15 protein-coding genes and 2 pseudogenes are annotated in these 13,178 nt (G+C 37.6%); 3 read left to right on the top strand and 14 right to left on the bottom strand.

Features of this window, described 5'->3' with window-relative positions; all coding sequences use genetic code 11:
* Nucleotides 1–3: 3 nt before the first annotated feature.
* The 5 genes from I215_RS13980 to I215_RS13960 all read right to left on the bottom strand — a co-directional run bounded on the left by I215_RS13980 (nt 4) and on the right by I215_RS13960 (nt 4,800).
* Complete coding sequence (locus I215_RS13980) at nt 4–318, bottom strand: rhodanese-like domain-containing protein (RefSeq protein WP_008992639.1); 315 nt, start codon at nt 316–318, stop codon at nt 4–6.
* 74 nt (nt 319–392) lie between these two features.
* Entirely contained in the window at nt 393–1,040 is a 648-nt protein-coding gene (locus I215_RS13975) for a peroxiredoxin (RefSeq protein WP_008992638.1), read from the bottom strand.
* 27 nt (nt 1,041–1,067) lie between these two features.
* A complete protein-coding gene (locus tag I215_RS13970; RefSeq protein WP_008992637.1) occupies nt 1,068–2,447 on the bottom strand; it encodes an MBL fold metallo-hydrolase in 1,380 nt (459 codons plus the stop codon).
* A gap of 39 nt (nt 2,448–2,486) precedes the next feature.
* Nucleotides 2,487–3,905 carry an MBL fold metallo-hydrolase gene (locus I215_RS13965; protein ID WP_008992636.1) on the bottom strand — a complete coding sequence of 473 codons (1,419 nt, stop codon included), beginning with the start codon at nt 3,903–3,905 and terminating at the stop codon, nt 2,487–2,489.
* Nucleotides 3,906–3,996: 91 nt separating this feature from the next.
* A complete protein-coding gene (locus I215_RS13960; protein ID WP_008992635.1) occupies nt 3,997–4,800 on the bottom strand; it encodes a sulfite exporter TauE/SafE family protein in 804 nt (267 codons plus the stop codon).
* A 232-nt stretch (nt 4,801–5,032) separates the two neighbouring features.
* Between I215_RS13960 and I215_RS13955 the strand changes: the two are divergent.
* A pseudogene (locus I215_RS13955) lies at nt 5,033–6,369 on the top strand (cytochrome ubiquinol oxidase subunit I).
* Nucleotides 6,370–6,375: 6 nt separating this feature from the next.
* On the top strand, nt 6,376–7,452 hold the full coding sequence (gene cydB / locus I215_RS13950; protein ID WP_040460519.1) for a cytochrome d ubiquinol oxidase subunit II: 1,077 nt from the start codon (nt 6,376–6,378) through the stop codon (nt 7,450–7,452).
* Here the strand turns inward: cydB and I215_RS13945 are convergent.
* Both I215_RS13945 and I215_RS16685 read right to left on the bottom strand, forming a co-directional pair.
* Nucleotides 7,412–7,789: a PaaI family thioesterase gene (locus tag I215_RS13945; RefSeq protein WP_008992633.1), complete on the bottom strand. Its 378-nt coding sequence runs from the start codon at nt 7,787–7,789 to the stop codon at nt 7,412–7,414. The genes cydB and I215_RS13945 overlap by 41 nt on opposite strands.
* Nucleotides 7,790–7,914: 125 nt before the next feature.
* Nucleotides 7,915–8,106, bottom strand: coding sequence for a rhodanese-like domain-containing protein (locus tag I215_RS16685; protein ID WP_394330800.1), 192 nt, complete (start codon nt 8,104–8,106; stop codon nt 7,915–7,917).
* A gap of 18 nt (nt 8,107–8,124) precedes the next feature.
* Here I215_RS16685 and I215_RS13940 point away from each other — a divergent pair, with 18 nt between their 5' ends.
* Nucleotides 8,125–8,571, top strand: coding sequence for an IS3 family transposase (locus I215_RS13940; protein WP_008992632.1), 447 nt, complete (start codon nt 8,125–8,127; stop codon nt 8,569–8,571).
* Between the two features lie 45 nt (nt 8,572–8,616).
* Here I215_RS13940 and I215_RS16590 read toward each other — a convergent pair whose 3' ends face one another.
* The 7 genes and pseudogenes from I215_RS16590 to I215_RS15985 form a co-directional block, all read right to left on the bottom strand.
* Nucleotides 8,617–8,739, bottom strand: coding sequence for a hypothetical protein (locus I215_RS16590; RefSeq protein WP_262486303.1), 123 nt, complete (start codon nt 8,737–8,739; stop codon nt 8,617–8,619).
* 445 nt (nt 8,740–9,184) lie between these two features.
* Nucleotides 9,185–9,814 (bottom strand): Crp/Fnr family transcriptional regulator, encoded by a 630-nt coding sequence (locus I215_RS13930; RefSeq protein WP_008992630.1) that lies wholly within the window; start codon nt 9,812–9,814, stop codon nt 9,185–9,187.
* Nucleotides 9,815–9,827: 13 nt separating this feature from the next.
* Nucleotides 9,828–10,241 carry a YeeE/YedE family protein gene (locus I215_RS13925; RefSeq protein ID WP_008992629.1) on the bottom strand — a complete coding sequence of 138 codons (414 nt, stop codon included), beginning with the start codon at nt 10,239–10,241 and terminating at the stop codon, nt 9,828–9,830.
* Nucleotides 10,242–10,246: 5 nt separating this feature from the next.
* Entirely contained in the window at nt 10,247–11,602 is a 1,356-nt protein-coding gene (locus I215_RS13920) for a hypothetical protein (protein ID WP_008992628.1), read from the bottom strand.
* Between the two features lie 5 nt (nt 11,603–11,607).
* The gene (locus I215_RS13915) at nt 11,608–12,165 is read right to left on the bottom strand and encodes a YeeE/YedE family protein (protein ID WP_040460510.1); all 558 of its coding nucleotides are present in this window, start codon (nt 12,163–12,165) and stop codon (nt 11,608–11,610) included.
* 81 nt (nt 12,166–12,246) lie between these two features.
* Nucleotides 12,247–12,864, bottom strand: a pseudogene (locus I215_RS13910) (NAD(P)/FAD-dependent oxidoreductase); the annotation flags it as partial.
* Between the two features lie 64 nt (nt 12,865–12,928).
* Entirely contained in the window at nt 12,929–13,135 is a 207-nt protein-coding gene (locus tag I215_RS15985) for an IS66 family transposase (RefSeq protein WP_008992625.1), read from the bottom strand.
* Nucleotides 13,136–13,178: the final 43 nt, after the last annotated feature.

Here is a 13,178-nt window from a genome sequence, read left to right as displayed (position 1 = left end):
CATTTACTTTTTCTGCAATATTTCATCCAAGGCTTGCTGTACATTTTGCCACGGACCACCGTTCACTACATTTTCAAATCCGTGTTGTTGCAGGATTATTTGTGCATTTCCGCTTCTTGCTCCGCTTCGGCAGAAAACGATAATATTTTCTTTATTTTTAAATTGTGAAAGCTCCTGTTCCAATACGCTTAATGGTATGTTTATGGCACCGTCAACACTTCCCGAATTAAATTCTTCAGGAGTCCGTACATCAACCAAAAAAAGAAAATCTTTATCTGATATTTTATCCGGTGAAAGGTTGTTTAATATTTCTAACATAATTGAAATAATATTTTAAAAGAAGATTGGCTTTAAGGACTTTATCGTAAAAGCCAACTTTCTTGTTTTAATGATTAAATTGATTTTTTGGCAAGGTACCAATCCACTTGCTCCAGGCTTGTGTCGGCTTTACGTTCTTTCAACCCTTCCAATGTTTTTGGGGCACCTACAATTACTTTATCTCCTGGTTGCCAGTTGAGTGGCATAGCTACTTTATATTCGTCAGAAGTTTGAAGTGCCAATAATGAGCGTTTAATCTCGTCCATATTACGACCCACATTCAAAGGATAATACATAATTAGTCGAATTTTTCCTGCCGGATCCATAATAAATACTGCACGAACAGCAGCAGTTTCACTTTCGCCCGGTTGCAACATTCCGTATAGCTTTGCTACTTTCATATCCAAATCTGCAATGATCGGGAAGTTGAACAAAACGCCCGTTTTTTCATCAACGGCATGTACCCATGCAATATGTGAATGAATACTGTCGATGCTTAATCCCATCAATTTAGTGTTGTGCTTTTCGAAGAAATCGCTTTCGTTGGCAAAACCTGTCATTTCTGTGGTACAAACTGGTGTGAAATCAGCAGGGTGTGAGAATAAAATCACCCAGCTTCCTTTGTTGTATTCTGAAAATTTGATTACTCCTGTAGTGGTCACCGCTTCAAAATCGGGTGCCATATCGCCAATTCTTGGCATTGTATTTACTTGATTTTCCATTTTTTTAGAATTTTAATATTATTTTAATTAACTATTTACTTCCATCCACTCTTTCATTCCGGCACTATAGTTCTTTACATTTTTGAACCCGTATTTAGCTAAAAGAGATTGTGCAATGGTCGCTCTGTCGCCACTTTGACAATGAATAACGATTTGATTGTCTTTACTGAATTTATCCAAATTGTCTGGTAGCGTTCCCACAAAAACGTGGTCTGCACCTTCTACGTGATAGGTTTGATATTCTGTCAATCCTCTTACATCGACGATTTGTGCGTTCGGATTTCCGATATAGGATTTGAATTCTTCAATATCGATAATGTCTTCCGTTTCTAAATCCAAACCTAAATCATTCACATCAGAAATGTATCCGTAGATATTATCCAAACCGATTCTCATCAGTTTCCGGGTCAGATCTTCCATCTGATTGTCGTCGGCAACCAAAATAAATTGTTCCTGATAATTCAGTAACCAACCTGCCCAAGTAGAGAAAGAATTATTGCCTTGGATATTGATACTTCCCGGAATAAATCCTTTGGCAAAATCCGTTTTCACTCGGGCATCGATCACTTTCAAACCGTTTTCGTAAGCTGTCAGAAACTGTTCCTTTGTCAATTTCGGATGTTTAGGGACTTCCACCAACAACGGACGGTTTACCTTGTTCAGGTGTTTCATCATCGCAAAATATTTTGGCGGTTCGGGCTGCCCTTCCAACAGGTATTCAATAAATCCTGCTTCATTATCTTCATATTGAAATGCCCAGTTACGGATTTTTTCGTATCCTACCGTTGAGCTTGGTACTGCTCCCAATGCCTTGCCACAAGCGGAACCTGCTCCATGTGCCGGCCATACCTGCACATATTCCGGTAGTTCGGCAAAGCGCTGGATAGATTCGTACATTTGTTTAGCTCCTTTTTCTTGCGTACCAATTATTCCTGCTGCTTTTTCCAACAGGTCGGGACGCCCGATATCGCCAACAAAAACAAAGTCTCCTGTGAAGACCATTACCGGTTTATCGGTAGCCGGATGATCGGTCAATAAAAAGCTGATGCTTTCCGGTGTATGTCCCGGTGTATGAAGTACTTCCAAAGTGAGGTTTCCTACACTAATTTTATCGCCGTGTTTTAAGCCTACATGCGGGAAAGTATATTGCCAGTCCTCGCCACCTTCGTCCGAAAGATACATTTGTGCACCGGTCACTGCTGCTAATTCACGTGAACCGCAGAGAAAATCGGCGTGGATATGCGTTTCGGTGACATGGGTGATTTTCATATTGTTTTGCTTCGCAATTTCCAGATACACATCTATATCACGTTGGGCATCGATAATGATAGCCTCGCCTTTTGCCTGACAGCCTATAAAGTAGCTCGCCTGAGCTAAACTTTTATCATATACGTGTTGAAAAAACATAATTCTATTTTTATAGATTTTACAATTATTTATTTTGGTTTATAGCATTGTGGTTGGACAAACGTAATCGCTTACTTTGAATTTTCCGGATTCTTTTATTGCGGTAAATCCACCTTGAACATCAATCAGATTGTCATAGCCTCTGGCTCTTAATATGGAATTGAATATCATAGAACGGTAACCACCGGCACAATGCACATAATAGGTTTTGTCTTTATTTACTTCTGCAATGTGTTCGTTGATATAATCTAACGCAATGTTTTCTGAACCAATCAAGTGTTCTGAAAAATGCTCGCTCTTTTTGCGGACATCTAATATGTTCAAATCAGGATTTTCTTCCATTCGTTTTGCCAGTTCATCTACCGAAATTGATTCGATAGTATCAGTTTCTTTACCTGCATTTTTCCACGCTTCAAATCCGCCTTTTAAATAACCAATGGTATTGTCATAACCCACACGAGCCAAACGGGTAACGATTTCTTCTTCACGACCTTCGTCGGCAATCAATAAAATGGTTTGTTTAATATCCGGAATTAATGTTCCTGCCCAAGGTGCAAAATTGCCGTCAATGCCAATGTTGATGGAATTTGGAATAAAGCCTTTGGCAAAGGTTTGTGCATCACGAGTATCCAGTAATAATGCATCGGTTTCGTTAGCTGCGACTTCAAATTCCGTTGGGCTTAAAGCCTGTGTTCCTTTGTGCAATACTTCGTCTATACTTTCGTAACCTTTGATGTTCATCAATACATTTGCCGGAAAATATCCCGGAGGCGGCATCAATCCATCCAATACCTCTTCGATGAATTTTTTTTTACTCATTGGTTGCAAAGCATAGTTGGTTTTCTTTTGGTTGCCCAAGGTATCGGTGGTTTCTTTGCTCATATTTTTACCACAAGCCGAACCTGCTCCGTGTGCAGGATATACGATGATGTCGTCTGCCAACGGAATAATTTTGTTGTGCAATGAATAGTACAAATGTGCCGCTAATATTTCCTGTGTCAGATCAGCAATTACTTTTTGTGCCAGATCCGGACGACCAACATCACCAATAAATAAGGTATCGCCTGTAAATAATCCTGTTTCTTTTCCGTTTTCATCAATTAACAGAAAGCAAGTACTCTCCATCGTATGACCGGGTGTGTGGATGACTTTGATCTGGATGTTTCCAACTTTTAAAATTTCCCCGTCTTCGGCAACATGCGCCTCAAATGAAGGCTTCGCTGTCGGTCCAAAAACAATAGTTGCACCGGTTTTTTTAGCCAAATCCAAATGTCCGCTTACAAAATCGGCGTGAAAATGCGTTTCCAATACATATTTGATTTTGGCTCCGCTTTTTTCTGCTTTTTCGATGTAAGGCTGTACTTCACGAAGCGGATCTATTACAACTGCTTCTCCGTTACTTTCGACATAATAAGCTCCTTGAGCTAAACATCCTGTATAAATTTGTTCTACTTTCATTTTTATGATTCTTTAATTGTTTTAAATTTTATGATACAAAACTACAACCTGCTTATAACCTGTACAGTAACATAAGTTACAAGACTGTTTTTTATAGGAATAATTCTTTGATAAGGATATAGATTCCCATAACCAGTACAAACCAACCGAATGCGGATTTGAGTTTGTTACCTTCTATTTTTTTGGAAAGGAAGATTCCGATAAAAATACCAACAACCGATAATCCGGTAAAAGTGGAAAGTAAAGTCCAGTCGATGGTTTCATTACCTTGCAAATCGCCTGTAAATCCTAAAAGTGATTTCGCAGCAATGATAAATAAGGAAGTTCCTACGGCTAATTTCATAGGCATTTTTGCTAATAAAACCAATGCCGGAATAATTAAAAATCCACCACCTGCACCAACTAATCCTGTAAGTGTGCCGACCAAAGCTCCTTCCAACAGAATCATAGGATAGTTGTATTTTATTTCGCCGTCATCTGGATCTTTACAATGCGGACAAGGACGTATCATGGATATCGAAGCAAATATCATTACGATGGCAAACAACACCATCAAAGCGATGGGTTTTGTAAATTGAAAATTTCCAATACTGAAAAGCACATCAGGAATTAAAGGCATCAGATATGCCCGCGTTAAATACACCGCAACAATAGATGGAATACCAAAAATGAATACGGTTTTAAAATCTACTTTTTTCTGAAGAGCATTCTGAACACCACCTACCAAGGATGTAGTTCCCACCACAAATAAGGAATAAGCAGTGGCTAAAATGGGATTAACGCCCATAACATAGACTAAAATAGGAACGGTAAGAATGGAGCCTCCGCTACCAATAAGCCCCAATGAAACGCCTACTAAAACGGCTAATAAATAGCCTATAAGATCTGTTGCCATAATTCAGAGATTAAATGATACGGCAAAATTAGAATACCACGATAACGCAGGCAGTAACAATTGTTACAGAGCTAAAAATTAAAACTAAAAATCATTAGATGTCTATTTATTCTATACTGTGTAACAAGTGTTACAATCGTTTTTGTAATTTAGAAATACATTTACAGGTGCATATAAAAAGTGGATATATGCGGAAATAAAACCTGATATTCAAACGCTTAAAATATTCCTTATGGAAGACATGATTCTTTACAATCGGCTACAGTTTGCCTTTACGATTACCTTTCATTATTTGTTCCCTCAGCTCACTATGGGACTTTCTCTGATGATTGTTTATTTTAAATGGAAGTTCCTGCGAACGAAGAATGAAGATTATAACAATGCTTCTAAATTCTGGATGAAGATATTTGCATTGAACTTCGCAATGGGCGTTGTAACGGGTATTCCAATGGAATTTCAGTTTGGGACCAATTGGGCTAAGTTCTCTGAGCTTACCGGAGGCATCATCAGACAAACATTGGCAATGGAAGGAATGTTCTCCTTCTTTTTAGAATCTTCTTTTCTGGGCATGTTTCTTTTTGGTGAAAAGCTACTCGGGCAGAAACTACACTTCCTTTCAGGTTTGATGGTTTTCCTCGGTTCTTGGGCAAGTGGTTTTCTGATTATCGCTACACATTCGTGGATGCAGCATCCCGTAGGGTATGAGATTTTAGAAAACGGAAAGTTTGTATTGAACAATTTTAGTGCGCTATTTAACAATCCGTGGCTGTGGCCATCTTATCTGCATAATCAGGCAGGGTCATTGGTAACAAGTTCTTTTTTTGTAGCAGCGGTCGGAGCTTTCTATTTATTGAGCAACAGGCACAGTCGCTTCGGGAAGATTTTTGTAAAAAGCGGTGTCGTTTTTGGGGTGATTTCTTCTGTCATATTGGCTTTCCCTACGGGAGACTGGGCGGCAAAAAATGTGGTTAAATACCAGCCGGCAACATTTGCTGCGATGGAAGGTATTTTTGAAACTGAAAAAGGAGGTTCTGAAATCGTTTTGATAGGTCAGCCCGGGAGAATAAAAAACTGGATAATAAAATCGCTGTACCCAATGTACTTAGTTTTCTTACGTATCAGCGTTGGGATGCCGAAATTAAAGGATTAAACGAATTTGATGAATCTATACATCCTACTAATGTTCCCGGTTTGTATTATGGTTATCATATTATGGTTGGTTTGGGAACTATTTTTATCGGAATTATGGTACTTACATCTTTCTTACTCTGGAAAGGCAGATTGTATAAAACGAAATGGTTGCTGTGGATTCTGATGTTTATGATTCCTTTTCCTTATATCGCCAATACGGCAGGATGGTACACAGCGGAATTAGGACGGCAACCCTGGCTTGTTTATAATCTGATGCGTATGGTTGATGGCGTTTCGCCTACCGTATCTTCGGGAAATACGTTATTTACACTTTTGGGGTTTGTTGGATTGTATTTGCTGCTTGGACTACTTTTTCTTTTGCTTGTCTTAAAAATCATACGGAAAGGTCCTGAAGCTACTAAAATGGCATTAAAATAAATGGTTATGGATATATTTTGGTTTATTGTATTAATGGTGATGTTGGGGATTTATGTTATCCTCGACGGGTATGATTTCGGAGCGGGAATCGTGCATTTGTTTTTTGCAAAGACAGAAGAAGAAAAGAAAGCCGTAACCAATGCTATCGGTCCTTTCTGGGATGCTAATGAAGTGTGGCTCATTGCTGCAGGTGGTGTTCTGTTTTTTGCATTTCCTACGCTATATGCATCGGCTTTCAGTGGTTTTTATCTGCCTTTGATGCTGGTTTTGTGGTTGTTGATTTTCAGAGCTGTGGGATTGGAGTTAAGAGGACAGGTGCATAACCGAATGTGGGAAGCAATCTGGGACAAAGCATTTGGTATAGCAAGTTTTCTGTTGGCTCTTTTCTTTGGTGCAGCACTCGGAAACGTGGTAAGAGGTGTAAACCTTGGAATGGTCGAAAATGGTGTTTCTACACAAGAAGCTCATTATTTCTTTCTGGCACTTTGGAACCCTACGTTTGATCCGCTTGCAGAGCATCAGGGAGTTATTGACTGGTTTACCTTGTTATTGGGACTTGTCGCGGTTGTAACATTAACCATTCACGGGGCTAATTGGATTATACTTAAAACATCCACAGACCTCAATCAAAGGCTTAAAAAGGTGATTTTTAAATTGAATTTTGTATTGCTGGCATTAGTTGTTACTTCTGCTTGTTTATGGCATTATGTAAAGCCCTTTCCTTTAAATAATCTGCAAACGCATTATTGGCTTTGGATATTCCCGATAATTGGAGCAATAGGTCTAATCGGTTTGTTCCGAATTTATAAATTTAAAAAAGACAGTACGGGTTTCCTGTTTTCTTCGATGTTTATTTTTGGGAGTTTTGCCACCACGATAGCTTCTATGTTTCCCAATTTATTACCATCAACAAATGGAGTTAATCCTTCTTTGACGGTTCAGAATGTAGCGGCTCACGAATACGGCTTTTCGGTAGGTTTGGGCTGGTTTATTGTTGCTGCGATTTTAGTTGTAGTTTATTTTGTCATTCAGTTCAGAGTATTTAAAGGAAAAATGGATGATGTGGGATATGGTGAACACTAAAAATCTCTCCTGTAGCACAAAGAATATCACCGGCAGAAAGTGTCATATCAACCCATATTTTTCGACCTTCGATACTTCGCAGTTTTCCTATCAATTCCAGTTCTGTTCCCATGGTTGTAGGTGCTTTGAAATCGATTTTAAGCGATGCCGTTACACATCTTACAGGAATAATTTCTGTATTTTCAAGATCAATATTCTCCGCAACACAAGCAAAGGCAGCGGCAGAACCTGTGCCGTGGCAATCCAAAAGAGAAGCCACCAAACCACCGTAAACGCTACCTGAAAGTGCTGTAAATTTTTCGCCTAGTAAAAAATGGGCGACTGTTTCATCGCCCACTAAATATGTTTTCAGCTGGTAACCATCAAGATAATTCTTACCACATCCGTAGCAATGTGCCAGTTCATCAGGATATTAATCCTGAATAGCTTTTGATTTATTGTGCATCATTTGAAATCAAAAAATTATTTTACAAGTTCATTCTTTTTTTCCACCCAATCATTGATACCTCCGGAATAATTCAGAATGTTTCCAAAACCGTGTTTTATAAGAATGGAATAAGCAATTGCCGCGCGTGCACCGCTTTGGCAATGAATGACAACTGGTTCGTTTTTATTGATTTTATCTAAATTCTTTTCAAGCGTATTTAAGGCAATATTTTCAACACCGTTGATATGACCACTATTATTGATTTATTTGACAGACAAGTAATCGGTTGGTCATTAAGTACAAGCCTGCACACCAAGCAAACCATTATTCCTGCATGGAAAATGGCTGTAAGTAAACGTAAGATAAACAGGGGTTTAATATTTCACTCGGATCGAGGAATACAATACGCCTCAAAGGCATTTAGAACATTTATAAAATCTAACCTGCTGGTAACACAATCCATGAGCAGGAAAGGTAATTGTTGGGATAACTCTGTAGCTGAATCCTTCTTTAAAACCTTGAAAATAGAACTTGTTTATGATGAGGATTTTAAAACTATAGAGCAGGCTAAAACCGCTATCTTTGAGTACATAGAAATATGGTACAACAGGAAACGGTTACACTCCTTTTTGGGATATAAAACCCCTTACGAAGTAGAATTAGAATTTTATCAATTTAAAAATGTAGCATAGGTCTCAGAAAAAAGTGTCCGACTTTTTGTTGCAAGTCCAGTTCTTTTATGGTGTACTTTCAAACACATCATCAGGAACATCTTTTAATAATTCCAAAGTCTGAAGATACAATTGTTCATGAATGCTTAAAAATCGGTTGAATTCCTGTACTGTTGCTTTATTTTCCATTTTTCTTAAAATTTTTGTTAGTGTAAAATTAGCTTGAAACCGAGATAGGTACAGTAACCATTGTTACCCAAGAAAAACTTTACTTTGGAACAATCTGCTGTTGATGAAAATTTTATTCATCTTTTTCATATTTCAGCTTATAATCTCCTATATGAATTTCACTTTGTTTGATTTTTTTGTGGTTGCGGAAATAGTTGATAATTCCCACAACGAGTAAAAGCCCGGATATAATGCACAAGATATATTCAAAAATAACCGCCTCGTTACCATCAACAAGCTTGTTGACACTAAGACCAGCCACCAAAAATACATCGAACTTCTTAAAAATGACAGAAATGTCGATTGATTGGCAAGAAATGTACGTTGGATGGCTAATTTTTGCCGAAGTATCAGGTCTTTTTTGAAAGGTAAATTTATTTGTTCGCTTTTGGTTTCTTCCATAGCGTTAGTTTAACAATTCTATGTTATTGCGGTTTAGTTTTATTTTTCCTTCATTTTCCAATGCTTTCAGCAATCGTGAAATTACTACACGGGAACTGTTGAGTTCGTAAGCAATTTCCTGATGGGTTTTGGTAATAATATTGGAATTGTTTATTTTACTCTTTTCCAACAAATAATTATAAAGTCGCTTATCCATATTGGTAAATGCTATATTGTCTATGGCAGCAAGCATTTCATTAAAACGGTTGTTGTAACTTTGAAATACGAAAGCACGCCAGCTTTTATATTTGCCCAACCATTCTTCCATTTTGCCCACAGGAATCATGGCTACCAAACCGTTATTTTCAGCCACGGCACGAATTTCGCTCTTTTTGTCGCCCATGCAACAGTTGAGTGTCATAGAGCAAGTATCTCCTTTTTCAATGAAATACAAGAGAAGCTCACCTGTGTCAAAATCTTCACGCATAATTTTGATAGCTCCACTGATTAGCAAAGGCATGGTTTTGATATATTTACCAATATCTATCAATACATCTCCTTCTTTGAATTCGACAACCTTAGCGACAGAAACGATTTCGTCAATCAGCTCTTTTTCAAATATACCACGATAGGTTTCACGGATTAATTCTTCCATAATTATTTTGATTTTAATGAGGCAACTTATTTTTTATTAATCCATAAAACCAAGTGCCTAATACAGCTCCTAAAATTACAACTAATATTGGGAAATAACCTGCTCCTGTCATTACAAACATAGGTCCCGGACAGGCTCCTGCCAATGCCCAACCCAACCCAAAAAGAATACCGCCTATTAAATAGCGTGGGATACTTTTGTCCTTATCTGCAATAACAATAGGATTGCCATTCACGTCTTTTACTTTGTTTCTTTTGATGTACTGTACTATGATTATTCCTACTGCTAAAGCTGTTCCCATCAGTCCATACATGTGAATCGATTGAAACTGGAACATTTCATAAATCCGGAACCATGATGCGGCTTCGGATTTGTACATAACAATTCCGAAAAATGTTCCGATCAGTAAGTAAACTATGTTTTTCATTGTTTTTAAAAATTAAAATTTGTTATTAGATTGATTTGGTTGTAATCGCTTCTTTGCTCAACCAATTTTGTATTATGCTCGTTTTTGTTTTGTTTCCAGACATACAGCAACTCGACATGAAGACCTTTTAAGAAATCGGTAAATTCATAATGCAGTCTTGTATTGATTTGGTAATAATCTTCGATATTGTATTTGTTTAACACATAATCATCTATTACTGTTCCTTGCGTTGTTGTAGCATCGACATTCAAAAATAAATGTTTCCAACTGTACTGATACCCGATAGCAAAGACATCAACTCCACCGAATCCTTCGATATGGCTTCTGGTCATCGAGGTGTAAAACTGATCCCGTCCCAATTCCTTTGGAAATAAATACCTGCCTGATTCAAAAGCTTTAGTATAGGCTGCTTTAAATTGTGATGAACCAATATTGTATTTCAGCATAAAGCTGGCTACTTGTCCGTTTTCATTTGGCTGCACATACCGATTTTCGTAAGGCAAATTTTCTTGGTAAGCATTCGGAATCTGATACGAATAAATCATTCCTGCCTGCCAATGCTGTTTTGAATATTCCAATTGCAACCAGGAGGTGTTAATGAATTTATCCAAATGAAAATTCCAGAAATTGAATTTCAAATTTTTAAATTCCTTTCCCAAATGAACAATAGCCAATCCTTGTGAATGGGTTGTTTCTTCATACTCTGCTTTTTCTCCGTTTAGTAAATAGCCGTTATCAGTAAGTCCTATAACCTCATCCATTGGAAACCATTCGGTCATCGATCTTGGAGAAACTTTATGTATCCACGCCACATCAGCCTGAAATTTTTCGTTTTTATGATGTAACCAACCTCCCTGAAAAGCAAAAGGCTTCATTCTTCCATCGCTTTTATTCAATAAAGGCGTATATTCCACAGGGATTTTCCCATAGGTTACGTACGAATTTTTCCAATGATATTTGATATACAGTTCCTCCAATCTGTCCAAATCTTTAAAATTGTCCTTATGATTTACATCAAATAGTTCCTGCTCCCACCGTGATGATTTATTGGTCTGATCGTAAGCTTTATTCAAATCTGATGAAAACACTTTATAGGTAAATATTCCCGAAATACCTAACTGAAAGCCTTTGTACGATTTGGTTTCATAGCTTAATACACCTCCAATGGCATTGGCATAATAATCGTTTCCATTATGGTTTTCAGTCATCAAAAAATAATTTCGGATATGACCGCCGATTTCACCTTCTTTCAGATAAGAAATCAATGATTTGTTTTCAACAGTATCTTTTATCTGATTTTCCTGTGCCATTGTTGGTTGAGAAAGTATAGCTACAACCAGCATTACCACCAGCCTTTTCATCGGTATTAAAAAATTAAAGGAAAAATAAGATGTACCATAATCAATCCTCCAATGAAAAATCCAATAGTAGCAATCAATGATGGCAACTGTAAATTACTGATACCAGATATGGCGTGTCCTGAAGTACAACCACCTGCATACCGTGCCCCAAAACCAACCAATATACCTCCTATCAATAGTATAGCCAATGTCTTAGGGTCTGAAAAAGCTTCCGGTCCGAAAAGTTCAGTTGGTACATATGCTTTCCCTGCACTTTCAAAACCTATTTCCTTTAAATGTTCAACCGTTTTTGGGTTTAAGTCAGGTGTCTGATTATTTGAAAGATAATTAGAAGCAACAAAACCACCTATGATGGCTCCGCTCATTACCAATAAATTCCATCGTTGTGCTTTCCAGTCAAAACAGAAAAAATCGCAGGTTTTATCTGCACCACACATGGTGCACAGTGTTCTTAAATTGGACGACATTCCAAAATTCTTTCCTATATAAAGGAGGATAAACATCGTCATTGCAATCAATGGTCCGCTCACATACCACGGCCACGGTTCTAAAATCCATTCCATAAATTATAGTTCTATTCTTTATTTATAGTTGCAAATTTCGACTTATAAAAGAAGATAGTCTGTTACATAGGTTACACAGGACTAAACATCTTTACCTTTCATCATTTTATTCCAGTACAAATAGGGAAGCATATACTTTTTTAACAGCCACAAGCGCCAGTGCTCTTTGGAACTGTCGCCAATCAGCATCATTTTGAGCTTGGGGTCGGGTGTGAATTCGTTTTTGTAATTAAACTCTGCCAATACCATTTTTCCGTAACCTGTTACCAAGGGGCAAGATGAATAACCTTGGTATGATTTGTTGTTGGCAGTTTTTCCTTTTATCAGTTTAAGGATATTATCTACCACTACAGGAGCCTGTTTACGTATGGCTGCTCCGGTTTTTGCGGTTGGTAAAGCAGCGACATCTCCCAAACCAAAAATATTAGGGAATTTTTTATGCTGAAGACTATTTATATCTACGTCTAACCAAACTGCATCATTTACCAACACAGATTCTTTTACAAACTTTGGAGCTGTTTGTGGCGGAGCTAAATGCAACAAATCAAAAGGCATTTCAATCAATGAGTCACCTTGTTGTTTCTCTCCCAAAACATTACCTTCGTTTACGATACAGTTGTTATCATCAGGAGCAACACTTTTGAAATAGACTATTTTTTGTTCGGCATCTATTTTAACGGGAGCATAAAAAGGTTTAAAAGTATCCGTCCGAGCAACTACACCTTTAGCTTAGTGCCTCGATAAATGAAACTAATTTTAATAATCAAGATTCATTCTGGTATCCTGGCAATAATTCCTCAAGGTCATTTATTTTGTAATCTTTAATATTGGAAAGCGTTTCTTCAAGCCAAACTCGAGGGTTTACCCCATGGAGTTTACAGCTCCCAAAGAAAGATAAAAATATGGCCGCATGCTGCGCAGCTCTGTGGGAGCCACAGAACAGGAAGTTTTTTCTCGATAAATTATGCAAAGCTTTACATAATTTATCTTATGTATAGTAGAATATTATGTAA

Origin of the sequence: Galbibacter marinus (assembly GCF_000300875.1) — a bacterium.
GTDB classification, from domain to species: domain Bacteria; phylum Bacteroidota; class Bacteroidia; order Flavobacteriales; family Flavobacteriaceae; genus Galbibacter; species Galbibacter marinus.
This window is presented reverse-complemented; position numbering and strand designations above follow the sequence as displayed.

What these genes read in the sequence shown, in the direction of transcription:
- I215_RS13980 (WP_008992639.1), bottom strand. Translation starts at nt 318, where the DNA reads ATGTTAGAAATATTAAACAACCTTTCACCGGATAAAATATCAGATAAA.
- I215_RS13975 (WP_008992638.1), bottom strand. Translation starts at nt 1,040, where the DNA reads ATGGAAAATCAAGTAAATACAATGCCAAGAATTGGCGATATGGCACCC.
- I215_RS13970 (WP_008992637.1), bottom strand. Translation starts at nt 2,447, where the DNA reads ATGTTTTTTCAACACGTATATGATAAAAGTTTAGCTCAGGCGAGCTAC.
- I215_RS13965 (WP_008992636.1), bottom strand. Translation starts at nt 3,905, where the DNA reads ATGAAAGTAGAACAAATTTATACAGGATGTTTAGCTCAAGGAGCTTAT.
- I215_RS13960 (WP_008992635.1), bottom strand. Translation starts at nt 4,800, where the DNA reads ATGGCAACAGATCTTATAGGCTATTTATTAGCCGTTTTAGTAGGCGTT.
- cydB (WP_040460519.1), top strand. Translation starts at nt 6,376, where the DNA reads ATGGATATATTTTGGTTTATTGTATTAATGGTGATGTTGGGGATTTAT.
- I215_RS13940 (WP_008992632.1), top strand. Translation starts at nt 8,125, where the DNA reads ATGACCACTATTATTGATTTATTTGACAGACAAGTAATCGGTTGGTCA.
- I215_RS16590 (WP_262486303.1), bottom strand. Translation starts at nt 8,739, where the DNA reads ATGGAAAATAAAGCAACAGTACAGGAATTCAACCGATTTTTAAGCATT.
- I215_RS13930 (WP_008992630.1), bottom strand. Translation starts at nt 9,814, where the DNA reads ATGGAAGAATTAATCCGTGAAACCTATCGTGGTATATTTGAAAAAGAG.
- I215_RS13925 (WP_008992629.1), bottom strand. Translation starts at nt 10,241, where the DNA reads ATGAAAAACATAGTTTACTTACTGATCGGAACATTTTTCGGAATTGTT.
- I215_RS13920 (WP_008992628.1), bottom strand. Translation starts at nt 11,602, where the DNA reads ATGAAAAGGCTGGTGGTAATGCTGGTTGTAGCTATACTTTCTCAACCA.
- I215_RS13915 (WP_040460510.1), bottom strand. Translation starts at nt 12,165, where the DNA reads ATGGAATGGATTTTAGAACCGTGGCCGTGGTATGTGAGCGGACCATTG.